Annotated in this window: 21 protein-coding genes and 1 pseudogene; 19 read left to right on the top strand and 3 right to left on the bottom strand. The window is 62.7% G+C overall.

Annotated features, from left to right (window positions below; translation table 11 throughout):
- The 3 genes from glmS to AC1DZ8_RS26200 form a co-directional block, all read left to right on the top strand.
- A partial coding sequence (gene glmS / locus AC1DZ8_RS26210; protein WP_477401848.1) for a glutamine--fructose-6-phosphate transaminase (isomerizing) occupies positions 1-1,361 on the top strand: 1,361 nt, incomplete at its 5' end.
- 356 nt (positions 1,362-1,717) lie between these two features.
- Positions 1,718-2,881 (top strand): hypothetical protein, encoded by a 1,164-nt coding sequence (locus AC1DZ8_RS26205; protein WP_477300705.1) that lies wholly within the window; start codon positions 1,718-1,720, stop codon positions 2,879-2,881.
- Between the two features lie 869 nt (positions 2,882-3,750).
- Entirely contained in the window at positions 3,751-4,008 is a 258-nt protein-coding gene (locus AC1DZ8_RS26200) for an aldo/keto reductase (protein WP_477300707.1), read from the top strand.
- Positions 4,009-4,496: 488 nt separating this feature from the next.
- Here the strand turns inward: AC1DZ8_RS26200 and AC1DZ8_RS26195 are convergent, their stop codons facing one another.
- From AC1DZ8_RS26195 to AC1DZ8_RS26185, 3 genes and pseudogenes are all read right to left on the bottom strand, one after another.
- The gene (locus AC1DZ8_RS26195) at positions 4,497-5,723 is read right to left on the bottom strand and encodes an alcohol dehydrogenase family protein (RefSeq protein ID WP_477300709.1); all 1,227 of its coding nucleotides are present in this window, start codon (positions 5,721-5,723) and stop codon (positions 4,497-4,499) included.
- 55 nt (positions 5,724-5,778) lie between these two features.
- Positions 5,779-7,272 carry an NAD-dependent succinate-semialdehyde dehydrogenase gene (locus AC1DZ8_RS26190; RefSeq protein WP_477300711.1) on the bottom strand — a complete coding sequence of 498 codons (1,494 nt, stop codon included), beginning with the start codon at positions 7,270-7,272 and terminating at the stop codon, positions 5,779-5,781.
- Positions 7,273-7,401: 129 nt separating this feature from the next.
- Positions 7,402-7,892: pseudogene (locus tag AC1DZ8_RS26185) on the bottom strand (Lrp/AsnC family transcriptional regulator).
- Positions 7,893-7,973: 81 nt separating this feature from the next.
- Between AC1DZ8_RS26185 and ehuR the strand changes: the two are divergent.
- The 16 genes from ehuR to AC1DZ8_RS26105 all read left to right on the top strand — a co-directional run bounded on the left by ehuR (position 7,974) and on the right by AC1DZ8_RS26105 (position 24,427).
- A complete protein-coding gene (gene ehuR / locus AC1DZ8_RS26180) occupies positions 7,974-9,359 on the top strand; it encodes a MocR-like ectoine utilization transcription factor EhuR (protein ID WP_477300713.1) in 1,386 nt (461 codons plus the stop codon).
- A gap of 124 nt (positions 9,360-9,483) precedes the next feature.
- A complete protein-coding gene (gene ehuA, locus AC1DZ8_RS26175) occupies positions 9,484-10,269 on the top strand; it encodes an ectoine/hydroxyectoine ABC transporter ATP-binding protein EhuA (RefSeq protein ID WP_477300715.1) in 786 nt (261 codons plus the stop codon).
- A gap of 64 nt (positions 10,270-10,333) precedes the next feature.
- Positions 10,334-11,185: an ectoine/hydroxyectoine ABC transporter substrate-binding protein EhuB gene (gene ehuB / locus AC1DZ8_RS26170; RefSeq protein ID WP_477300717.1), complete on the top strand. Its 852-nt coding sequence runs from the start codon at positions 10,334-10,336 to the stop codon at positions 11,183-11,185.
- Positions 11,186-11,401: 216 nt separating this feature from the next.
- Positions 11,402-12,061 (top strand): ectoine/hydroxyectoine ABC transporter permease subunit EhuC, encoded by a 660-nt coding sequence (gene ehuC, locus AC1DZ8_RS26165; RefSeq protein WP_477300719.1) that lies wholly within the window; start codon positions 11,402-11,404, stop codon positions 12,059-12,061.
- Positions 12,062-12,077: 16 nt separating this feature from the next.
- Positions 12,078-12,737, top strand: a complete 660-nt coding sequence (gene ehuD, locus AC1DZ8_RS26160; RefSeq protein WP_477300721.1) for an ectoine/hydroxyectoine ABC transporter permease subunit EhuD — start codon at positions 12,078-12,080, stop codon at positions 12,735-12,737.
- Positions 12,738-12,745: 8 nt separating this feature from the next.
- A complete protein-coding gene (gene eutA / locus AC1DZ8_RS26155) occupies positions 12,746-13,525 on the top strand; it encodes an ectoine utilization protein EutA (RefSeq protein WP_477300723.1) in 780 nt (259 codons plus the stop codon).
- Positions 13,526-13,530: 5 nt separating this feature from the next.
- Entirely contained in the window at positions 13,531-14,523 is a 993-nt protein-coding gene (gene eutB / locus AC1DZ8_RS26150) for a hydroxyectoine utilization dehydratase EutB (RefSeq protein ID WP_477300725.1), read from the top strand.
- Positions 14,520-15,512: a cyclodeaminase gene (locus AC1DZ8_RS26145; RefSeq protein WP_477300727.1), complete on the top strand. Its 993-nt coding sequence runs from the start codon at positions 14,520-14,522 to the stop codon at positions 15,510-15,512. The genes eutB and AC1DZ8_RS26145 overlap by 4 nt, the downstream gene beginning before the upstream one ends.
- 133 nt (positions 15,513-15,645) lie before the next feature.
- Positions 15,646-16,824, top strand: a complete 1,179-nt coding sequence (doeA, locus tag AC1DZ8_RS26140; protein ID WP_477300729.1) for an ectoine hydrolase DoeA — start codon at positions 15,646-15,648, stop codon at positions 16,822-16,824.
- Positions 16,821-17,831, top strand: a complete 1,011-nt coding sequence (gene doeB, locus AC1DZ8_RS26135; protein ID WP_477300731.1) for a N(2)-acetyl-L-2,4-diaminobutanoate deacetylase DoeB — start codon at positions 16,821-16,823, stop codon at positions 17,829-17,831. The genes doeA and doeB overlap by 4 nt, the downstream gene beginning before the upstream one ends.
- A 257-nt stretch (positions 17,832-18,088) precedes the next feature.
- The gene (locus AC1DZ8_RS26130; protein ID WP_477300733.1) at positions 18,089-18,691 is read left to right on the top strand and encodes an ANTAR domain-containing response regulator; all 603 of its coding nucleotides are present in this window, start codon (positions 18,089-18,091) and stop codon (positions 18,689-18,691) included.
- A 2-nt stretch (positions 18,692-18,693) separates the two neighbouring features.
- A complete protein-coding gene (locus AC1DZ8_RS26125; RefSeq protein ID WP_477301457.1) occupies positions 18,694-19,935 on the top strand; it encodes a CmpA/NrtA family ABC transporter substrate-binding protein in 1,242 nt (413 codons plus the stop codon).
- Between the two features lie 102 nt (positions 19,936-20,037).
- Positions 20,038-20,928 (top strand): adenylate/guanylate cyclase domain-containing protein, encoded by an 891-nt coding sequence (locus tag AC1DZ8_RS26120; RefSeq protein ID WP_477300735.1) that lies wholly within the window; start codon positions 20,038-20,040, stop codon positions 20,926-20,928.
- 438 nt (positions 20,929-21,366) lie between these two features.
- A complete protein-coding gene (locus AC1DZ8_RS26115) occupies positions 21,367-22,695 on the top strand; it encodes a CmpA/NrtA family ABC transporter substrate-binding protein (protein ID WP_477300737.1) in 1,329 nt (442 codons plus the stop codon).
- A 33-nt stretch (positions 22,696-22,728) separates the two neighbouring features.
- A complete protein-coding gene (gene ntrB, locus AC1DZ8_RS26110) occupies positions 22,729-23,619 on the top strand; it encodes a nitrate ABC transporter permease (RefSeq protein ID WP_477300739.1) in 891 nt (296 codons plus the stop codon).
- 10 nt (positions 23,620-23,629) lie between these two features.
- The gene (locus AC1DZ8_RS26105; protein ID WP_477300741.1) at positions 23,630-24,427 is read left to right on the top strand and encodes an ABC transporter ATP-binding protein; all 798 of its coding nucleotides are present in this window, start codon (positions 23,630-23,632) and stop codon (positions 24,425-24,427) included.
- The last annotated feature ends 1 nt before the right edge of the window (position 24,428 follow it).

The raw sequence follows: 24,428 nt of genomic DNA, 5'->3' as shown, positions 1-24,428 counted from the left end.
CCTTTGCGCTGGCGATCATGTTCACGGGCGATGAGGATCTCATTGTCGGCGCCCGCAATGGCCCGCCGCTCGCCGTCGGTCATGGCGAAGGCGAGATGTTTTTGGGCTCCGACGCCATCGCGCTCGCCCCGTTCACCAATTCCATCACCTATCTCGAAGACGGCGACTGGGCGGTGGTGCGCCGCGGCGGCGTCACCATTTTCGACATCGATGGCAAAAAAGTCGACCGCAAGCGCCAGCAGTCGCTGTCGACCAGCTTCATGGTCGACAAGGGCAACCGCCGCCACTTCATGGAAAAGGAAATCCATGAGCAGCCGGAAGTGATCTCGCACACGCTGGCGCATTATGTCGATTTCGTCTCCGGCGTCTCGAAGCCACTGGATCTGCCCTTCGATTTTGCCAAGATCGGCCGGCTGGCGATCTCGGCTTGCGGCACCGCCTATCTCGCCGGGCTGATCAGCAAATACTGGTTCGAGCGCTATGCGCGGCTGCCGGTCGACATCGACGTCGCTTCGGAGTTCCGCTACCGCGAAATGCCGCTGTCGGACAAGGACGCCGCCTTCTTCATCTCGCAGTCGGGCGAAACCGCCGACACGCTGGCGTCGCTGCGCTATTGCCGCAAGGCCGGCATGAAGATCGGCGCCATCGTCAATGTTCGCGAATCGACCATGGCGCGCGAATCCGATGTCGTGCTGCCGACGCTSGCCGGTCCGGAGATCGGCGTCGCCTCGACCAAGGCTTTCACCTGCCAGCTGTCGGTGCTGGCGTCGCTGGCGGTGCGCGCCGGCGTGGCGCGCGGCACGATCTCGAAGGACGAGGAAAARACSCTGGTGCGCGCGCTTTCGGAGGCGCCACGCTACGCCAACCAGGTGCTGAAGCTCGAGGAACAGATCGAGCGCATTGCGCGTGAAATCTCGCGCTACAAGGACGTGCTCTATCTCGGCCGCGATACCAATTTCCCGCTGGCCATGGAAGGCGCGCTGAAACTCAAGGAAATCTCCTACATCCATGCCGAAGGCTATGCCGCCGGCGAGCTGAAGCATGGGCCGATCGCGCTGATCGACGAAAACATGCCGGTGATCGTCATCGCGCCGCATGACCGCATTTTCGAAAAGACGGTGTCCAACATGCAGGAGGTGGCGGCGCGCGGCGGCAAGATCATCCTGATCACCGATGCCAAGGGCGCGGCGCAGGTGAGCCTCAAGACGATGGAGACAATCATCCTGCCCGACGTGCCGGAGATCATCTCGCCGATCATCTACGCGCTGCCGATCCAGATGCTGGCCTATTACGCCGCCGTCTTCATGGGCACCGATGTCGACCAGCCGCGCAATCTGGCGAAATCGGTGACGGTGGAGTAGGGCGGATGGCTAATCGTCTCCGCCCAGAAGAGGTGACCAATGAGTCAGCAATTGGGACGAAGCCCTCGCGATCGAAGCTGCATTTTTCGTCGATCACAGATAAATGGGTCAGTTGCGCTCTTGAGGTTTTCATCGTCGCGATGATCAGCCTTTTGCTGGCTAGCGGCATCGGCCTGATGGTCCCCATTTTGTTCATAGGTCGAGCCTAGCGAGCGCAAGGAACATCCTTCGTCCGTTCGAACGAAGACAAGTAAGGAGATGGCGATAAAATTCGTACCACGCGGCATCTAGCGACGTGGCCTGCAGTAAGTAGAAAATACAATAGCGGTGAGGGCCGTGGTTGATGAGTTTCAGCGATGGTCTATGCACGGAATACCAAATCAAAGCGTCTCCGCTGGAACGTCACGTTCATTAGTCGACCCCTATTGATTTTGCTCCGAGGGATACGCGGCACAGCGCGTGGCGCCATATCTCCTTTCGCTCCGTTAACCCTCATTCTGCTGTTTGCATCTCCGGCGTACAGTCAATTGGCTCCGGGAACGTCAACGGTCGGCGCAGCTAACGACAGCTCGTCGGTCGTGGTTTCGGACCATACCGATTTCGAGAAAAAACCGGGCAACGCGCAAACGGGCGCGCCCGGATCCCCTATATCCGGTGCGGTCCTCGGTGAAGCGCAAGCATCCAAGGATGCAGGCAACCCGCTCGACGAGAATGTGGAAGGCCTGCGCCGCGAATTGGCCGCAGCACGAGCGGAGCTGGCCAGGCAAGCTCAGGCCTTAGAAGCGCAGCAGCAAACAGACAAAGCGCTCTCGCACAGTCTGGAGATGGCGCAACGTGTTATCGAAAATCTCCAGGCGGCAGCCACTCTTTCGGAAAACGCGAGCGGCAGCGTGCCCGTTGCCAACCCCGCCATTGAAGCCGCTCAGGCTCCTGCCAAGCAGCCGCTTGAGGATGAGCGCCAGGTTGAGCTCTTGAAACAACAACTTACCACGGCTCATCAAACGATCGATGCTCTCAGGACAAGCGCAAATCTGGCAGCGGTCGAGCAGGCCAGCGCCGCAAAGGACCGCCAAGTGGCCGAGGCCGCTTCAAAGCAGGCTGGAGAAGCGCTCGAACTGGAGCGCGAACGAGCAAATTCAGCCATGAGTGAACTCGACTTGGTTCGGAAGGAACGCGATGCTCTGAGGCAGCGCTCCATTGGACTGAGTGCGGCGCTCGACCAAGAGCGTGAAAGGGCCACCGCTTTGGCCCGCAGCCTCAGTGCCGCACGGGCGACGATTGATATCTTCAAGGATAAGCGGCGCACTACAGACTTGCAGCGCCCGCCGAAAGCGCTCGCCCCAGCGGGTGAGCTTGCAGCTAAATTGCCGCGCTCAGGGGCAACCCGTAAACCGCCCTCACAGGGGAAACAGAAGGTAAAGGGCCAGGACCCATCGCAATCCGAGGTGCTGGCAACCATCGATCTTCCCGCCGCACTGCTCCCAAGTCGCCCCCCGAAAAAGCGCGACCTGCGACAGTGAGGACTAGGGAACGAAATGTATGCTGCACGGGAGCATGACAATGAAAGATTGCGTCGTGGCCGCGTTGATGATCGGGATGGCAGTCGGACCTGCCTCGGCTTTTGACACGGGCGTAGGCGGTCGTGTTGGCGGCATCGGGCTCGGCGCCGGTGTGAGCGCAGGTGCGCAAGGCACTTCTGCGGGGGTGGGCGCGAACGTCGGCGGTCTCGGGGTCGGCGCTGGAGTGAGTGCCGGTGCGCAAGGCACTTCTGCGGGGGTGGGCGCGAACGTCGGCGGTCTCGGGGTCGGTGCTGGAGTGAGCGCCGGTGCGCAAGGCACGTCTGTGGGGGTCGGGACGAGCGTTAGCGGCGCGGGCGGACTAGGCGTTGGAGCTTCGGTTGGCGCAAATGCCGGTGTTGGCGATGATCAGTCGGCCGAAAACCAATCGGCTACCACTGCCGGTAGTCCGGCCGCAGTCTCGACAGCGACTGCCAAGACCACCATGAAGTCGATTGTTCTGCCGTCCGTCCTCAGGCCTTCCAAATCCGGGCGGGGCTTCACCAAGGGATATCCCTTTGGATCTCTGCTACCACTGGAAGCGATACCCGGGACGCCGGTTGCGGTTGTGCAAGCCTGCCGCGCGGCGGTCATGTCCGCTGCCAAGCCACTTGGGGCCATCCGTGTCCGTGCGGCAAGCGCGGGTGCCTTGCGTCAACGCCGGGGTACAATCATGGCGCCGCTCAATGTGCGAGTGGACTACGCGAGGCAAGGAGGTAACGAAGTCCGGCAGGCAAAGGTCAATTGCAATCTAGATAGAGCAGGCAGGGTCATCGCAATAAAATAGACCCATGGCCTGTAAGGGCCACACAACTCTGCCGGAGTCGTTCGACATGGCGCGCGCCACCTGGGCGGCGGGTGGCGCCGCGCGCTGGAGTGATACGGCGACCATCTATGGCGAGGTCGACGACAGCAGGTCGCAAGCCGCGCTCGGTTGGATCCTCGCCTGGTCGGTGATCGCCTTGCCGGTTCCCGGCTTCACGCGACCCGAGCAGGTCGAGGACAATCTCAGTGCACTGGAAAAAGGGCCGCTGCCGGCAGCGGCGACGGCCGAGATCGACGCCGTGCTGAATATTGCCGAGACCGCCTAGTGTGACGAATCCGAAATTCGCATCACGTTGGAGCAAAACCGCACACGAAAGTACTGGTTTTGCTGGTCGCCGGGTGTCGTGAGGCGCCGTTCGATACTATTCGAGCGTGCGAGGTCGATGACGGTTTTCGCTATACTCGGCCGCCGGTCGCAGGACCATGCGGAACGATACGGGAAGATTTCTGATTTTGCCCACGAAAAACTCAATAAAATCAACGTTCTTACTACGTCCTCCGGCTCACCAAAAGACCATCTAACTTCTTGATTTTACTCATGTATTTTTTCCTTGCCCCGCGTCGTGGACTCGAACCTCCCATAAAAATCAAATCGGATTGTGCTCGAGACGATTTCCACGCCTGCCGCGAAGTTAGTCTTTGAGTCGTTCCGGATCACTGGCTCGGACGTGTGGCATGCCCGACTTGACCCCATAGTTGACCTGCGCGAGACGCAAGAGGGCGGCGGCTTTGCGCCTCATCTCGGTCGTTGAGGTCAGCTTTGGCACTGTCTAGAAGCAGACATCGCCGATGACCACGCGGTTTGCGCTGAGGCAGTGTCAGCTGACATGGCTCGGATGACCCTATTTGAGGTGACGTCGGTTGGGTCCTGGATCAATGATCTTGGCCGCCTCCACATTGCATCTGGCACCACGACGAGCTTGCCAACGAAGTCCTTACCCATGAAGTCTGTCTGGGCACGGTGGAAGTCCGACAGTTTGTAGACACCGCCAACCAGCGGCCGGATTTTCTTCGCCTCGATATAGCCAACGATGCGGCGAAAGTCGGCACGCGTGCCCTGGCTCGAACCATGCAGCTGCAGTTGCTTCAGATACATGGTCCTGAGATCGAGTTGCACCACCGGCCCGGCGATGGCGCCGGCGGTTGCATAGCGGCCTTCGGGCCTCAGGACGCGCAACAGGTCATTGAAGATTGTACCGCCGACGAGATCGGCCACGACATCGATCGGCTGGCCGCCGGTCGCCTCATTAACCGCGGCGGGCAAGTCGGCGACGCCACGTGTGATGACCGCCTCGGCGCCGATGTCGCGTACCGCCTGCTCCTTGCCCTTGCCGACGACTGCATAGGGGATCGCACCACGCGCCCGTGCCAGCTGCACGATGCCGGAGCCAACGCCGCCCGACGCACCGGTGACCAGCACGCGCTCGCCGGCTTTCAGCCCGGCACGCTCCAGCATCTGCTCGCCGGTGAGATAGGCGCAGCAGAAGGTGGCGAGTTCTACGTCGCTCATCTTGGTGTCGACGACATGGGCGTTTTCAGCCGGCACCGCCTGGTACTCGGCGTAACCGCCGTCACGGCCGTGTCCCATATAGTCAATGTCGGCGAGTGAATCGTCGTCGCGGTTGTAGATGGAGAAATCGACCATCACCCGTTCGCCAACGCGATCCGGCGAGACGCCTTCGCCGACAGCAGCAATGGTACCGACCGTGTCGGTGCCCTGGATACGCGGGAAAACAAGCGTGTTGCCCTGGCGTCGCCAGGTCGATACGGCGGCTGAGTCCTCCTCCGTGCCATAGGCCCCCTGGCGCACCCAGACATCGGTGTTGTTCATACCGCAAGCGCTGACCTTGACCAGCACTTCGCCGGCTGCAGGCACAGGCACTTTGACATCGGTGCGGTAGACGAGCTTTTCCGGTCCGCCGTGCCCGGTGAGCAGCACGGCGGCCATGGTGGCCGGGACGGTTCTTGTTGTGGCGTTCATGGATAGATCTCAGAGATTGGCAAACACGCTTCTAATGCATCCGTGGACCTGGAACCTATGCGACGTCCAGGCAGAGATATTTGAGATCGGTGAAGGCTTCGAGCCCGTGGCGCGAGCCTTCGCGGCCAATGCCGGATTGCTTGACGCCGCCGAACGGGATCGGTGCCCCGGTGATCTTGACGCGATTGATGGCGACCATACCGTAGTCGAGGGCGCGGCCCATGCGTTGCTGGCGAGCGCCGTTCTCGGTGACGACATAGGCGACGAGACCATATTCAGTGGCGTTGGCGCGGGCGATCGCCTCGTCCTCGCTGTCGAAGGGCGTCACCGCGGCGACCGGGCCAAAAGTCTCTTCGCGCATGATCAGCGCTTCGTCGGAAACATCGACCAGCAGCGTCGGCTGGTAGAACAACGGCCCGGCCTGATGCCGTCTGCCGCCCGTGAGGCAACGCGCGCCATGAGCGACGGCATCCGCGACCTGCTCCTCGACCTTGGTGACAGCGCGCTCATGCATCAGCGGCCCGATGTCGGTGCCGTCGGCAAGCCCATTGCCGGTGCGCAGCGCCTCGATGCGCCTAGCGAAGGCGGCGCAGAAACGGTCGTAGATCGGGCGCTGGATATAGATGCGGTTGGCGGCGAGGCAATCCTGGCCCGACGTGGCGAACTTGGCGTCGACGGCGATGCTCACCGCTTTGTCGAGATCCGCATCCGCAAACACGATCAGCGGCGCATGGCCGCCAAGCTCCATCACCAGCCGCTTCATCGTAGCAGCACTTTGCGCGGCGATCAGCCTGCCGATCTCCGTCGAGCCGGTAAAACTCATGGCGCGGACGCGGGCATCCTCGCACATGCGGCCGACAATCGTCGCGGCTTTGCCAGTGATGACGTTGAGGACGCCGGCGGGCAGGCCGGCACGCTCGCCAAGCTCAGCCAGCGCCAGCGCCGACAGCGGCGTCTCCGAGGACGGATGCGCGACGATGGTGCAGCCGGCGGCAAGCGCTGCCGCCGCCTTGCGGGTCAGCATCGCCGACGGAAAATTCCACGGCGTGACGACGCCGACAATACCGATCGGCTCGCGCCGCACCATCATTTCCGCGTTGGGCAGATGGCTGGTGACGCTCTCGGCGTTAAGGCGTTTGGCTTCCTCCGCATACCACTCGACGAAGGAAGCGGCGTAGTCGATTTCGCCAAGCGATTCCTGCAGCGGCTTGCCTTGCTCCAGTGTCATCAGCAGAGCGAGATCGTCTTTTGCGGCAATGATCAATTCGAACCATTTTCGCAGAATTTTGGACCGCTCCTGCGGCAGCAGCGATCGCCAGGCCGGGAAGGCACGCGCGGCGGCATCGATCGCCCTGGTTGTCTGCCCGGCATCGAGCGCGGCAACAAAGGCAACGGTGGTGCCGGTGGCCGGATCGGTCACTTCGAAGCTTTTGGCGGCATCGCTTGCCGTCCAGTGGCCATCGACATAGGCGAGTTCGCGAAGCAGCCGGCGGTCGGCAAGGCGTTCGAGCGCCTCATGGCGATGCGAGCGGGCGAAATGCGCGGACATGATCGAGGCCTCCCGTTTCGGACTGTGCGGGAAGACTATCGGTCATTAAGCAGACAGAGAGATTGTTTGCGCGCCCGGTCGTGGAGAGAGTCTCTCTATTCTGCCGCCTTGGCAGACGATCTCTCCAGGCTAGGACGATGCCGGCAGCAGGTCAGCGATGGGGAGAACGAGTTCCTCCTTCACTGTCTTGGTGACAATGTAGGTGAAGTAGCGATCGATGCCGATTTCGCGCTCGAGCAAGCCGTCGACCAGCCGCTGATAGGCGTCGATGTCGCGCGCCATCACCTTCACCACATGGTCGACGCCGCCGCCGACAGACCAGCAGGCTACTATCTCGGGGATATCGCGGATGACGCGCTCGAAGCGGTCGAAATCGGCCTGGCGGTGGCTGGCCAGCGTCACCTCCATCAATACAGTGGCGACCGGCGTCACGACACGCATGGCGATCCTGGCGTGATAGCCCGAGACGATGCCGGCCTTTTCCAGCTTGCGCAGCCGCATCCAGCACGGCGTCGGCGAAAGGCCGACCTGCTCGGCCAGCGCCAGCTTGGTGATGCGTCCGTCGCGCTGGATGGCCTCTAGGATTTCAGGTCGATCGCGTCGAGTTTCGCTGATCTCATCGGCGTCCACTTTTTGTCGGCATCACCATGACGGCGCATGATTTCGATTGTCAATTGCACTGATTTCGATCCTAATAAGTCATGACATTGTGGCAACCCGATCCAGCGCTGCTTCGCCGGCCGGCCTATCAATCGCTGGCCGACCAGTTCGCGCGCGCCATCCATGACGGGCGGCTGGGCAATGGCGCGCGGCTGCCGACGCATCGCCGGCTGGCAGACGATCTCAAATTGTCGGTGCAGACGGTCAGCCGCGCCTATGAGGAACTGATCCGGCGCGGCCTGATTTCGGGCGAGATCGGCCGCGGCAGTTTTGTCCAGACGCAGCGCCGCGAGCCCGAGCCGCCCTATCTGCCGGAACGCCTCGGCGAGGTCATTGATCTCTCCATCCTGAAGCCGGTCTGCGAGCCGATGCATCTGGAGCGGCTGAAGCAAGCGCTGGGCTGGCTGGCGGAAAACCTGCCGTCAAGTTCGGCGCTGTCGTTCCGGCCCAACATGGTGTTCCCGCGCCATCGCGCGGTGGCGGTGGACTGGCTGAAGCCGTGCGGGCTGGATGTCTCCGCACAGAATATCAGCCTGACCAACGGCGCCACCGCGGGGATGACGGTGGCACTGATGAGCGTCGCGCCGCCCGGTTCGACCGTCGCCACCGAAGCAATTGGCCACCACACGCTAGTACCACTGGCGCGCTATCTCGGCTTCAACCTTGAAGGCCTGCCGATCGACGACAACGGCCTGATCCCGGAAGCGCTCGACGAGGCCTGCAGGCTCTCCGACATCCGCGCCGTGTTCGTGCAGCCGTCGGTGATCAATCCGACGGCCACACTGATGGATGCGCGGCGGCGCGAAGAGATCGCGGCGGTGGCGCGCAAGCACGACATCGCCATAATCGAGAACGATGTGCTGGGGCCCCTGGTCGAAGACCGGCCGCCGCCGGTTGCCGCCTTCGCGCCGGAGCGGACGCTCTATGTCACTTCCTTCACCAAGATCACCGTGCCCGGCCTGCGCATCGGCTACCTCGCCGCGCCCGACCGCTATGTCGCGGCGGTGGCCAACCGGCATCTGGTGTCCAACTGGATGGCGACGCCGCTGGTGGCCGAGATCGCTACCAAATGGGTGACGGACGGCACGGCGATGGACCTCGTGCGCTGGCAGCGCGCGGCGTTGCGGCGGCGCCAGGATATCGCGGCCGAAGTGCTGGCCGGGGTCGACTACCGCGCCCGGCGCGACGGGCTGCATGTCTGGCTGCAATTGCCGGCCAACCGCGCCGAGGACAGCTTCGTCGCCCAGGCCCGCTTGCAGGGCGTGGCGATCGCGCCCGGCACCTCCTTCCGCATCTCCGATGCGCCTTGGCATCCGGCGGTGCGCATCTCGTTGGGCTCGACCACCGAGGGGGAATTGCGTGCCGGCCTCGGCGTTGTGACCAAGCTCCTGCTTGGCGATCCGGAGCATCTGCTGCTCGCAATCTGAGCGGAAATTGCCCTGAAATCATGCGGTGCCGGAAATATTGTCATGAGATTATTTTCTCAATTGACATGATTTGGCGCCTTCCCCATCGTTAAGGGCACAGGCTTCTCCAACAGGGGAAATTCATTTGTCCACACCCATCATCAAGGTCGACGCCATTTCGAAGAGCTTCGGCTCGTTCAAGGTGCTCGACGGCCTGTCGATGCAGGTCATGCCCGGCGAGAAGCTGGCGCTGATCGGCCCGTCCGGCTCGGGAAAGACGACAATCCTGCGCATCCTGATGACGCTGGAAAGGATCGATGGCGGCCATATCCAGATCGATGGCGAGCAGCTCTACCACATGGAGCGCAATGGCCAGCTGCTGCCCGCCGACGAGCGGCACCTGACCAAGATGCGCCAGAAAATCGGCATGGTCTTCCAGCTGTTCAATCTGTTTCCGCACAAATGCGTCATGGACAATGTCACGCTGGCGCCGATGCTGACCAAGGGCACGCCGCGCGCCGCAGCCGAAAAGCGGGCGATGGAACTGCTCGACATGGTCGGCATGGCCGACAAGGCGAAGTCGATGCCGGCGCAATTGTCCGGAGGCCAGAAGCAGCGTGTGGCGATTGCGCGCGCGCTGGCTTTGTCGCCGAAGATCATGCTCTTCGACGAGGTGACCTCGGCGCTCGATCCGGAGCTGGTCGAAGAGGTGCTCAACGTCATGCGCAAGCTTGCCGCGGAGACCGACATGACCATGCTGCTCGTCACCCATGAGATGGGCTTTGCCCACGACTTCGCCGACCGCGTGCTGTTTTTCGACCGCGGCAGGATCGTCGAGGAAGGCAAGCCCGACGAGATTTTCCGCCATCCCAAGCAGGAGCGCACGCAAGGCTTCCTGAAGAAGATCATCGCGGCCGGACATCGTGTCTGACCGCTTTGCGGGGCGGAAGACCGCCTCAGACAAAACCAAACAAGAAAACAAGGAGTTGGGAACAATGAAGAAACTTGGCATTCTGGCCGGCGTCGCCGGTCTCGCATTGACGGCGGTCCTGGCCGCGTCAAGCTCCGGTTCCGCCGATGACAGCAAGCTCGAGCAGCTGAAGGCGCAGGGCTTTGCCCGCGTCGCCATCGCCAACGAGCCGCCCTACACGGCCGTCGCCGCCGACGGCAAGGTTTCGGGTGCGGCGCCGGACGTGGCCCGCGAGGTCTTCAAGCGTCTCGGCGTTGGCGACATCGTTGCGTCGATTTCGGAGTATGGCGCGATGATCCCCGGCCTGCAGGCCGGCCGCTTCGACGTCGTCACTGCCGGCCTGTTCATGAAACCGGAGCGCTGCGCGGCGGTCGTCTATTCCGAACCGGTGCTGTGCGACGCCGAGGCGATGCTGGTGAAGAAGGGCAATCCGAAGGGATTCAAGAGCTACGAGGACGTCGCCAAGGACACGTCAGCCACCATCGGCGCGCCCGGCGGCGGCACCGAAGAGAAGCTGGCGCTCAACGCCGGCGTGCCGCGCGAGCGCGTCATTGTCGTACCGGACGGCCAAAGCGGCCTGAAGATGCTGCAGGACGGCCGCATCGATGCCTATTCGCTGCCGGTTCTTTCCATCAACGACCTGGTCAAGAAGGCCAATGATCCGAACCTCGAAGTCATTGCGCCAGTGCAGGGCGCGCCGGTCTATTGCGACGGCGCCGCCTTCAAGAAGGGCGACGAAGCGTTGCGCGATGCCTTCGACGTGGAACTCGCGAAGCTGAAGAAATCCGGAGAGTTCGCCAAGATCATCGAACCCTACGGCTTCTCGGCGGCAGCGGCGATGTCGACAACCCGCGACAAGCTCTGCGCCGCGAAGTGATTTTTCCTTCGCCCCGTTCAACGGGGAGAAGGTGTCACGAAGTGACGGATGAGGGGCAGCGCTTTCCCTTGAGAGGCTGGCTCCGCCCCTCATCTGCCTGCCGGCGTTCGTCGCTCGAAAAGCCAAGCAATTGGCTTTCGCCCGCTACGCGGACCGCTCCTCAACCCCCCGTAAACGGGGAGAAGGGACTCTGAAACCGCCAATGTTGGAACCTAGATGACCCAGTGGTCCGGCTATCTCGGCCTGATATTGCAGGGAGCGCTTGTCACCATCGAGCTGACGCTGATGGGGTCGGTGCTCGCGCTGATCATGGCCTTTCTCGCCGGCATGGGGCGCCTGTCGCGCTTCTTTGCGCTGCGCTGGCTGGCAACCGTCTACATCGAATTCTTCCGCGGCACCTCGATCTTCGTGCAGCTGTTCTTTGCCTATTTCGTGTTGCCGTTGATCGGCCTCGAACTGACTCCGCTGCAGGCCGGCGTGCTGGCGCTGGGCCTCAATGTCGGCGCCTATGCGGCCGAAGTGGTGCGCGGTGCCATCCAGTCGGTCGGCCGCGAGCAATATGAGGCCTGCATCGCGCTCAATTTCGGCCGCTGGCAAGGCATGCGCCACGTCATCCTGCCGCAGGCGCTGCTGATTATGCTGCCGACTTTCGGCAACAACGCCATCGAGCTGCTCAAGGCGACTTCCGTGGTGTCGCTGATCTCGCTCGCCGACCTCACTTTTCAGGCGCAGGTCGTGCGCTCGCAGACCGGCAACACGCTGGTACCTTTCACCACCATCCTGATCATCTATTTCGTGCTGGCGCTGATCATCTCTTGGGGCGTGCGTTCTCTGGAACGCCGCATGGCGCGTGGCCTCGATGGGGTGCGCGTCTGATGGATTGGGCCCTCTGATGGATTGGGATTGGAACTTCGTTTGGGAAATCATGCCGACGCTGATCCAGGGCGTGAAGATCACCATCCTGGCGACGCTGCTTGGCTCCGTGCTGGCCGCCATCGTCGGGCTGGGCATCGCACTGGCGCGCCGCTCGCCCAGCAAGGCGCTCTCGCGCAGCGTCGGCTGGGCGGCTGAATTCATCCGCGGCACGCCGCTTCTGGTGCAGCTCTATTTCATCTTCTACGTGCTGCCGGATTTCGGCATCCTTTTGCCGCCGTTGGTCGCGGGCGTCATCGGGCTCGGGCTGCACTACGGCACCTACACGGCCGAGGTCTACCGCGCCGGCATCGACAATGTGCCGCGCGGCCAGTGGGAAGCGGCCAAGGCCTGCAATCTCAGCGCCACACAGACCTGGACGAACATCATCATCCCGCAGGCTATCCCGCCGATGATCCCGGCGCTGGCCAACTATTTCATCGCCATGTTCAAGGAGACGCCGCTGCTGTCGGCGATCACCGTGCTGGAACTGATGAACCAGGCCAAGAGCGTCGCCAACACCTACTATCGCTACATCGAGCCGATCACGCTGGTCGGCGCCTTCTTCCTCGTCATCAGCCTCTTTTCGGTCGTGCTGCTGCGCTGGCTGGAACATCGCTACGGCAAGATCGAAAGGTAATCCTCAAGATGAAACCGCTGCCCGAAATCAGGCTGATGCCGACAAGGCCGGCACTCGACGCGCGCCCGCTGGAAAAGCGCGTCGGCCTGATCATCCTTGCCACCGACCACACCAGCGAGCCGGATTTCCGCCGCATGGTGGCGAGCGAGCGGATCGGCGTCTATGTCGCGCGCATTCCCTACAAGAACCCGACCACGCCGGAAAACCTTCGCAAGATGCAGCCGGAGCTGGCGGCGGGCGCGGCGCTCATCCTGCCCGACGAGAGCCTCGACGCCATCTGCTATTCCTGCACCTCGGCCTCGGTGGTGATCGGCGATGCGGAGATCGAGGCGGCAATCCAGTCTGCCAAGCCGGGCGTTCCCGTCGTCACGCCGCCTATGGCAGGCGTGCGCGGCCTGAAGACGTTGGGCGCGAAAAAGATCAGCATCCTCACCCCTTACACAGTGGAAACCTCGAGGCCGATGGCCGCCTATTTTGCGGCGCGTGGCTACGACATATTGAGCTTCACCTGCCTTGGCTTCGAAGACGACCGCGAGATGGCGCGCATCGCGCCGGCGGCGATTGTCGATCTCGCACGCGAGGCGACGCACGCCGAGGCCGATGCGCTGTTCGTCTCCTGCACGGCTCTGCGTGGCGCGCTGGCAGTCGCCGGCGTGGAAGAGGCCATTGGCCGCCCGGTGGTGACCAGCAATCAGGCTAGCGCCTGGAATTGTTTGCGGCTGTGTGGCGATGAAACACCGCATCCGGAGTTCGGCCGTCTGATGACGCTGCCGCTGCCGCGCGATTGACGATCATGACAACAGTTAGCCTTAGCGATATTCGTGCCGCGCGTGAGCGCATTGCCGGCAGGATCGAGCGCACGCCAACAGTATTATCCCAAAGCCTGTCCGAACGGCTGGGCGTCCCCGTCCATCTCAAGCTCGAACATCGCCAGACCACCGGCAGCTTCAAGCTGCGCGGCGCCTCGAATGCTGTCGCAACGCTGAGCGCTGAGGAGAGGGCGTGCGGCGTGGTCGCGTCCTCGACCGGCAATCATGGCCGCGCGCTGGCCCATGCAGCAAAGCTTGAAGGAATGCGCGCGGTGATCTGCATGTCGCGACTGGTGCCGGGCAACAAGCTCGACGAAATCCGCCGGCTCGGTGCGGAGGTCCGCATCGTCGGCAACAGCCAGGACGAGGCGCAGCAGGAGGTCGAGCGGCTGGTGGCGCAAGAGGGGCTGGTGATGCTGCCACCTTTCGATCATCCCGCCATCATCGCCGGGCAAGGCACGCTCGGGCTGGAGATGATCGAGCAGGTTCCGGATGCAGCTCTCGTTCTGGTCCAGCTCTCCGGCGGCGGGCTGGCCTCAGGCATCGCCGCAGCCATCAAAGGCATCAGCCCTCGGACAAAAGTCATTGGCGTTTCGATGGCGCGCGGCGCTGCGATGAAGGCGAGTCTCGATGCCGGCCGCCCGGTCGAGGTCGAGGAGTTGCCGACGCTGGCGGATTCGCTTGGCGGCGGCATCGGCCTCGACAACCGCTTGACCTTCGCCATGTGCCACGACCTGCTCGACGACGTCATCCTGCTCAGCGAGGACGAAATAGCCGCCGGCATCCGCCACGCCTATGCGCAAGAGCGCGAGATCATCGAAGGCGCCGGCGCGGTCGGCATCGCCGCGATGCTTGCCGGCAAGGTCAAGGCGAACGGATCGGTGGTTGTTCTGCTTTCCGGACGAAACATCGATATGACGCTGCACCGGAAGATCGTTTGCGTCGAGAAGCCATCGCTGACGGAGCGCGCTGCATGAGCCGCATGACCATCTTGACCGAAGCGGATCTGCGTAAAATCGTAACGCTCGACCTCGGCGCGGTCGCCTGCGTCGAGAACGCCTTCCGCGCTTTGGCCACGCTGCCCGTGATGATGCCCCCGATCCTGCGGCTCGACATTCACGAGCACCGCGGCGAGGTCGATGTGAAGTCTGCCTATGTGCCTGGCATAGATGGTTTCGCCGTCAAGATAAGTTCCGGCTTCTTCGATAATCCGAAACTCGGTCTGCCCAGCGGAGGCGGCATGATGGTGCTGCTATCGACAAGAACCGGTGTGGTCGAGGCGCTGCTGCTCGACAATGGCTATCTCACCGATATCCGCACGGCCGCCGCGGGCGCTGTCGCAGCCAAGCATTTATCGCGGCAGGACTCCTCCATTGCGGCGATCTTCGGTGCCGGCGTGCAGGCCGGCTTGCAGCTCGAAGCGCTCATGCTGGTGCGGCCGATCGCCGAGGCGCGCATCTGGGCGCGCGATGCCATCAAGGCGGAGGCGACCGCCGGCGCGCTGCGCGAGAGGCTTGGCATTCTCGTGCGTGCCGAACCTGACGCGGCAACGGCCGTTGGCGGCGCGGACATCATCGTCACCACAACGCCATCGACTGAGCCGCTAATCAAGGCCGGCTTCGTTTCCGCTGGGCAGCACATCACCGCCATGGGATCTGACGCCGAGCACAAGAACGAGATCGCGCCGGCGATCCTGCGCATGGCCGACCTCTATGTCGCTGATAGCGCGAAGCAAACGCGGCGTCTCGGCGAACTGCATCACGCCATCGCGTCAGGCGTGATGGGAGCCGACGCCGAGGTGACCGAACTCGGCCAGATCATCGCCGGCGACAAACACGGCCGGCGCTCGGCCAGCGAAATCACCATCGCTGATTTGACCGGCACCGGCGTGCAGGACACCGCGATCGCCACGCTCGCCCGCGACCGGGCAAGGGCAGCCAACTCCGGAACCATCTTCGAAAGCTGATGCTGGCCGCAAAGCATGATCCGGAAAAGTGGGAACCGGTTTTCCGGTCAGATCATGCTCAAGCAAAATTCCTGGAGCCGGATTCAACGAAGTTGAAACGGGCTCCAGGCCCAACAAACGAGGACCAAGAACAATGCAACCGAACCTGAAATTCTCGCGGGCCGAATTTGCGGAGCGCCTCGCCAAGACACGGAAAGCCATGGAGGTGAAGGGCGTCGATCTTCTGATCGTGAGCGATCCGTCCAACATGGCCTGGCTGACCGGCTATGACGGCTGGTCATTCTACGTGCATCAGGCGGTTATCGTGCCGCCGTCGGGCGAGCCGGTCTGGTATGGCCGCGGCCAGGATGCCAATGGCGCCAAGCGCACCGCTTATCTCGCCCATGACAACATCGTCGGCTACGCCGACCACTATGTGCAGTCGACCGAACGCCACCCGATGGACTTCTTGTCCAGCGTGCTCAGTGATCGCGGCTGGGGCAAGCTCACCATTGGCGTCGAGATGGACAATTACTGGTTCTCAGCCGCCGCCTTCGCCGCGCTGCAAAAGCATTTGCCCAACGCCCGCTTCGTCGATGCGACCGCGCTGGTCAACTGGCAGCGCGCAGTGAAGAGCGCGACCGAGATCGATTATATGCGCAAGGCCGCTCGCATCGTCGAAGCCATGCACCAACGCATCGTCGACAAGATCGAAGTCGGCATGCGCAAATGTGACCTCGTTGCCGAGATCTACGATGCCGGCACGCGCGGCGTCGACGGGATCGGCGGTGACTATCCGGCGATCGTGCCGCTGCTGCCGTCGGGCGCCGACGCCTCGGCGCCGCATCTGACCTGGGACGACCAGCCGATGAAGTCGGGCGAAGGCACTTTCTTCGAGATCGCCGGCTGCTACAACCGCTATCACTTGCCGCTGTCGCGCACCGTCTTTCTGGGCAAGCCGACGCAAGCTTTCCTCGATGCCGAGAAGGCGACGCTGGAAGGCATGGAGGCGGGGCTTGCAGCGGCCAAGCCCGGCAACGCCTGCGAGGACATCGCCAACGCCTTCTTCGCCGTCTTGAAGAAGTATGGCATCGTCAAGGACAACCGCACCGGCTATTCGATCGGTCTTTCCTATCCGCCGGACTGGGGCGAACGCACGATGAGCCTGCGCCCCGGCGACCGCACCGAACTCAAGCCAGGCATGACGTTCCATTTCATGACCGGCTTGTGGCTGGAGACGATGGGGCTGGAGATCACCGAATCCATCCTGATCACCGAAACCGGTGTAGAGTGCCTGGCCAATGTGCCGCGCAAACTGGTGGTGAAGAATTGAGCCCGATATCCCGCCCATCCCCAATCGCGCCGACCGTCGATTTCGACAGGGATGGCGTGCAGCATGGTTTCCTGCGCCTGCCCTACAGCCGTGACGACTCGGCCTGGGGTTCGGTGATGATCCCGATCTGCGTCGTCCGCAGCGGCAACGGGCAAACGGCGCTGCTCACCGGCGGCAACCATGGCGATGAGTATGAGGGTCCCTTGGCGCTCTACGATCTCGCCCGCACGCTCGATCCCAAACATGTCAGCGGCACGGTGATCATCGTGCCGGCGATGAACTATCCAGCCTTTCGCGCCGGCACCCGGACGTCGCCGATCGACAAAGGCAACATGAACCGCAGCTTTCCCGGCCGTCCAGATGGTACGGTGACGGAGAAGATCGCCGATTACTTCCAACGTGAACTGCTGCCTCGCGCCGACCTCGTCTTCGACTTCCACTCGGGCGGCAGGACGCTGGACTTCGTACCATTCTGCGCCGCGCACACGGTGCCCGACAAAGCGCTGGAGCAGAAAGCCTTCGACGCGGTAGCAGCATTCTCGGCACCGTTCTCGATGCGCATGATCGAGATCGATTCCGTCGGAATGTACGACACGGCGGCGGAGGAAATGGGCAAGGTCTTCGCCAGTACCGAGCTTGGCGGCGGCGGCACCTCGCGCGCGCAAACAGTTCGGATCGCGCGGCGCGGCATAAGCAATGTGCTGCGTCATGCCGGCATTGTTGAGGGTGCAGTCGAGACGGGCACGACGCAATGGCTGGACATGCCATCGAGCGATTGCTTCTCCTTCGCCGAGGATGACGGGATGATCGAAACCATGGTCGATCTCAGCGAGCCTGTCGAGCAGGGCGCGGTACTGGCGCGCATCCACTCCACCGGCCGCACCGGCATCGCTCCGCAGGAAATCCGGGCAAAGATGTCCGGCATGCTGGCCGCGCGGCATTTTCCCGGCTTGGTCAAAGCCGGCGACTGCGCAGCGGTGGTGGCGGTAGCGGTCGACTATGCCTGACGAACTCGCTACGAAAGATATGACAACTTGACCTGGCAGCCAGCCGGTCGCCGATCTGTTGGCCCTTTCGAAAGTGGTCGCGGAACCATGCGGAACGCTACGGGAAGATTTCTGAAAAGAGCAGTTGGTCGAGAGCGCGAGGCCTGTCGAAAAGTTGCCTTGCGGTCTGGCAGTGGCGTCGACGCATCAGGGAATCCGCCTTTACCCGGTCGATGATCCCGCATTGCACAATCTCCCCGCTTCGACATATTGGAGGCATGGTCCGCTCCCCACTCGCCGTCCTGGTGATCGACGAAAATCGCATCCGTGCCTCGATCATCGAGGCAGGCTTGCGCGAAGCCGGGCATGAGCAGGTCACTATCATTCATGACGTGTCAGGCATTGCGCGGCGCATCGCCGAGATCGAGCCGGATGTCATTGTCATCGATCTCGAAAATCCGAACCGCGACATGCTGGAAAGCATGTTCCAGCTGTCACGCGCGGTGAAGCGGCCGATTGCCATGTTCGTCGACCGCTCCGACCAGGCCTCGATTGAGGCGGCGGTCGATGCCGGCGTCTCGGCCTATGTCGTCGACGGGCTCAGGCAGGAGCGCGTCAAGCCGATCCTCGACATGGCGGTCAGCCGCTTCAACGCTTTCTCGCGCATGGCGCGCGAACTGGAAGAGGTTCGCGGCGAGCTCGAGAACCGCAAGGTGATCGATCGTGCCAAGGGTATATTGATGAAGTCGCGCGGCCTGACGGAAGAGGCCGCCTATGCGCTGTTGCGCAAGACGGCGATGAACCAGAACCGCAAGATAAGCGACATCGCCCAGAGCCTGGTGACCGCCGCCGGGCTTTTGGGGCCGATGGGGGACGAATGAGCATGACTGCTGCGCACCAGATCACCGCCGGTTTCATGCCGCTTTTCGACAGCGCGGTGCTGGTCGCTGCCCGTGAGTTGGGTTTTGCCGCCCGCGAAGACGTTGAACTCAAGCTGCAGCGCGAGACATCCTGGGCCAACATCCGCGACCGCATCGCCATTGGCCATTTCGACGTTGCGCACATGCTGGGACCGATGCCGCTCGCCTGCAGCCTTGGCCTGACGCCGCTCGCCTCCGACACCGTCGTGCCCTTCTCGCTGGGCCTGGGCGGAAACTGCGTCACCGTCTCCAACGCGGTCTGGGGCGGTATGACAGCACATGGCGCCGAGCCGGATCTCGATCCGGCGCGCGCCGGAGCAGCACTTGGCGCATTTGTCCGCGAGCGGGCGGCAGCCGGCCGAGAACCGCTGCGCTTCGCCGTCGTGCACCCGCATTCCGGGCACAATTACGAACTGCGCTACTGGCTTGCCGCCTGCGGCATCGATCCGCAGCGCCAGATCGAGATCGTCATCGTGCCGCCGCCCTTCATGGCCGATGCGCTGGCCACCGGGCGCATCGACGGCTATTGCGTCGGTGAACCCTGGAACAGCGCCGCGGTTGCCGCCGGGATCGGTCATATCGTCACCGTCAAGGCGCTGCTGTGGCGCAACAGTCCAGAGAAGGTGATCGGCGCGCGCAAGGCCTGGGCGGAGGAAAATCCGCAGGCGCTGGCGGCGCTTCTGAGAGCGCTGCATCATTCCGCCCGCTGGTGTCAGGATGCGGCAAACCGAGGGGATCTTGCCGCGTTGATGGCTGAGCCCCGCTTCCTCGGCCAGCCGCCCGCGATCCAGATGCCTGTCCTCACCGGACATCTCCAGCTTGGCAGCGGCGCGGAGCGGGGCGTCGAGGATTTCTTCGTGCCCTTCGACAAGGCGGCGAACTTTCCCTGGAAGAGCCATGCGCTGTGGTTCTACACGCAGATGGTGCGCTGGGGCGACATCGCGCACACGCCGGAAAACCTCGCCATCGCCAGGGATTGCTACCGGCCCGACCTCTATCGCGCGGCGCTGAAGCCGCTCGGCGTGGCGCTGCCCGGCGCCAACGCCAAGGTCGAGGGCGCGCTGAAGGCGGCGACGCCGGTCGGCTCGGCGGGGGCGAGCCTTGTGCTTGGTCCAGACGGTTTCTTCGACGGCCAGATCTTCGATCCCGACGAGATCGACGCCTATATCGCCGGGCAGAAACACGCTGGTTCCTTGGCGCAGTAGTTCCGACGTGCCGGGGTGGCGGATCGCCAATGCGCAAGTAGATCAGTTAAAGGCAACTTTGGTGTGCTATATACGCTGCGTTCTCGGGCGGATACGAGATCGATGGATCAGGAAAGACTTCTAGCCGCAGTCCTTTTGGCTGATGTCGTGGGCAGCACGCCCCTCTATGAGCGCATCGGCGACGCTGCCGCTCTGCAGCAGGTTTCGGATTGCCTGGACGCGATGCGCGAGATCGTCGCCCGGAACGGCGGTGATTTCATTTACTCGAAGGGCGATGACGTGCTCAGCCTGTTCGAGAGGCCGGAGGCGGCGCTGAGGGCCGTTCGCCAAATTGGCGGCCAACTGACGAAAGGGCCGTTGAGCGCCCGGATCGGATTGCATTTCGGGGCGGTCATTCGCGCGCGGGGCGCAATCTTCGGTGATGTTGTCAATGTCACCGCAAGGTTGTCCACCACGGCGAACCCCGGGGAGGTCCTGATCAGCCAGAGCTTCTTCGAAGCCCTTTCCGCGGGCAGTCGCAGTACCTTGCGGCTGCTCGACAAAATGGCCTTCAAAGGGAAGCAAGAACTCTTCGATGTCTATACTCTGGGGAGCGGCGATCGAACCCTCAGCACGCAGATCACCAGCCGGGGCACCATTATCGATACGCGCTCCGCCCAGCCGCCGCAGATCAAGCTGGTCATCCGCTATGGAGATCAGTTGCTATCCTGTCGAAACAACGGATTCGTGACCATCGGCCGATCTCCGGAATGCAATATCGTCGTCCAGCGGCCCTGGGTCTCAAGGCACCACGCGACCTTCACCATTTCGAATGGAAAAGCCCGGCTTGTCGAACGAAGCTCGTCGGGCACATTTGTGTCGATGGGACCCGGCGATGAAGTATTCGTACGCCGCGAAGATATTCTCCTCTTCGGCTCCGGCGTCATCTCGCCTGGAATGAGATCGTCCCTCCGCGACGCCCAGGTTCTTCATTACGAAATTATCTCAGACTGACCCGGCCGGACCCGTTAGCCACGACCGGCTGAAGCGGCCGCAACGATCTCTTCGGTATTTCTACATGCGCGCAGCGCTGGGTCGCTGACGCCGAGGCGCCTGATCATTTCAGCGCCATTCTTGTGCATTGCACAAAATTTGTGCGCACTGCTTACCCTTTTGATTAACGTTTGACCGTGTGGGCGGCAACTCCGCACGACGTCAGAAACATGTATCACATTGATTTTATTAATAAATCATAATCAATCCAAAACTGGCACGGTTCCTGCTTTGAAATGATCAGGCCCTTAGCGGGTCACGGAACAGGCGTCCAATGGCGGGCGCCACAGGCAAAGCTGCCGCTCAGGTCTACACGCGATCCCGGATGTACGGACGCGAGGCCTGGACGGCAGCTTTTTTGTTTTGGGCCAGCGCCCTCGCGTTCAACCGGAGACGACGATGAAGAAGACGATGAAGCAATGGATCGGGACGGGCACATCGCTCAAGGATATGACGCGGCGCGATTTTCTCGTCAGCAGTGCAATGACGGCCGGCCTGTTTGTGGCGGCTCGCAAGCTCTTTCCCTCCGGCGCCTATGCCGCTACGGCCGCTCCGGAAGTCACCGGCGCCAAGCTCGGCTTCATCGCGCTGACCGATGCGGCACCGCTGATGATCGCCAAGGAGAAGGGGCTGTTCGCCAAATACGGCATGCCCGATGTCGAGGTGATGAAGCAGGCCTCCTGGGGCGCTACGCGTGACAATCTGATGCTCGGCGGCGAAGCCAACGGCATCGACGGAGCCCACATCCTGACGCCGCTGCCTTACCTGATGCACACCGGCAAGGTGACGCAGAACAACCAACCAATGCCGATGGCGATCGTGGCGCGGCTGAACTACGACTGCCAAGGCATTTCGGTCGCACAGGAATATGCCGCAACCGGCGTCGGCCTCGATGCCTCCAAGCTGAAGGATGCCTTCGCCGCCAAGAAGGCAGCCGGCAAGGAGATCAAGGCCGCCATGACCTTCCCGGGCGGCACGCATGACCTTTGGCTGCGCTATTGGCTGGCCGCCGGCGGCATCGATCCCGACAAGGACGTCTCGACCATTGTTGTGCCGCCGCCGCAGATGGTCGCCAACATGAAGGTCGGCAACATGGACGTGTTCTGCGTCGGCGAGCCGTGGAACGAACAGCTTGTCCATCAGGGTGTCGGCTTCACCGCTGCCACGACAGGCGAGTTGTGGAAGGGTCATCCCGAAAAGGCGCTCGGCCTGCGCGCCGAATTCATCGACAAACACCCGAACGCCACCAAGGCGATCGTGATGGCCGTGATGGAAGCGCAGCAATGGTGCGAGGCCAAGGAGAACAAGGACGAGATGGCCGCCATCATCGGCAAGCGGCAGTGGATGAACGTGCCTGTCGCCGACATTATCGGCCGCCTCAAGGGCGACATCAACTACGGCAACGGCCGCGTCGCCTCCGGCACCGACCTCTATATGAAGTTCTGGAGTGGCGGCGTCTCCTATCCTTTCAAGAGCCACGACAGCTGGTTCCTCGCTGAAAACATCCGTTGGGGTAAGTTCGCGCCGACCACCGACATCAAGGCGCTGGTCGATCAGGTCAACCGCGAGGACATTTGGCGCGAGGCGGCGAAGGATCTCGGTGTCGCAGCGGCCGATATTCCGGCCTCGTCGTCGCGCGGCGTCGAGACCTTCTTCGACGGCAAAATCTTCGATCCGGCCAACCCGTCCGCCTATCTCGACAGCTTGAAGATCAAGGCATCCGCCTGATCGCCGGCGCGCCCCAAGGAGTTTTTCCCAGACATGTCGATCCAGACAATCGAGGACACCACAGTGAAGGCGTTTCCCGCAAAGCCGGCCGCGGTGATCGCTTTCACCGCCAAGGCGCGGCGCCGCTTCGACCCGATCGCCATCGCCGGCAATCTTGCCACCGCCCTGGTGCCGCCGGTCATCGTCATCGCCTTCATGCTGGTCGTCTGGCAGATCGCCTGCTCGTCGCCGACCGCCAGCCTGCCGCCACCCAGCCAGGTGTGGAACGAGGCCTATGACCTGATTGCACACCCGTTCTTCAACAATGGTCCGCAGGATATCGGGCTGGCGTGGCGGGTGCTGATCTCGCTGCAGCGCGTCGCCATTGGCTTTGGCCTTGCGGCGATCGTCGGCGTCGCGCTCGGCGCGCTGGTCGGCCAGTCGATCTGGGCGATGCGTGGCCTCGATCCGGTGTTCCAGATCCTGCGTACCGTGCCGCCGCTGGCCTGGCTGCCGCTGTCGCTGGCGGCGTTTCGCGATTCCAGTCCGTCGGCGCTGTTCGTCATCTTCATCACCTCGATCTGGCCGATCATCATCAACACCGCCGTCGGTGTGCGCAACATCCCGCAGGATTACCGCAACGTCTCGCGCATCCTGCGGCTCAACCAGTTCGAGTTCTTCGTCAAGATCATGGTGCCGGCTGCTGCACCCTACATCTTCACCGGCTTGAGGATCGGCATCGGCCTGTCCTGGCTCGCCATCGTCGCCGCCGAAATGCTGACCGGCGGCGTCGGCATCGGCTTCTTCATCTGGGACGCCTGGAACTCGTCGCGGCTGCCCGACATCATCGTCGCGCTCGCCTATATCGGCGTCACCGGCTTCTGCCTCGACCGCGTGGTCGCTGGCGTCGGCGCCTTCGTCACCCGCGGCACAACGGCAAAGTGAGGAGAGGGCGATGAAGGCCTATCTGAAGCTCGACCATATCGACAAATCCTTTGCCCGCGGCAATCAGGTCAGCGAGGTGCTCAAGGACATCAGGCTGACCATCGACAAGGGCGAATTCGTCTCGATCATCGGTCATTCCGGCTGCGGCAAGTCGACCTTGCTCAACCTGATCGCCGGACTGACCAAGGTTTCCGCCGGCGCCGTGCTGCTCGAAGACAGGGAGGTCGACAGCCCCGGACCCGAACGCGCGGTGGTGTTTCAGAACCATTCGCTGCTGCCGTGGCTCACCGTCTACGAAAACATCAGCCTGGCGGTATCGAAAGTCTTCGGTCGTTCGAAGAGCAAGGCCGAGCGGCATGACTGGATCATGCGCAATCTCGACCTCGTGCAGATGGCGCATGCCAAGGACAAGCGGCCGGCGGAAATTTCGGGCGGCATGAAGCAGCGCGTCGGCATTGCGCGTGCACTCGCCATGGAGCCAAAAATCCTGCTGCTCGATGAGCCGTTCGGCGCACTCGATGCGTTGACCCGCGCCCATCTGCAGGATGCGGTGATGGACATCCATTCCAGGCTCGGCTCGACGACGATCATGATCACCCATGATGTCGACGAAGCGGTGCTGCTTTCCGATCGCATCGTCATGATGACCAACGGTCCGGCGGCGACCATCGGCGAGGTGCTTGCCGTGCCGCTCGCCCGGCCGCGCCACCGCGTCGAACTCTCTTCGGATCGCACCTTCCTGCGCTGCCGCGAGGCGGTGCTGAAGTTCCTCTACGAACGCCACCGCTTCGTCGAAGCCGCGGAGTAAC

Source organism: Mesorhizobium sp. P2_F7 (assembly GCF_056403695.1).
The sequence above is the reverse complement of the archived record's forward strand: the minus strand, read 5'-3'. Positions and strand labels throughout refer to the sequence as shown.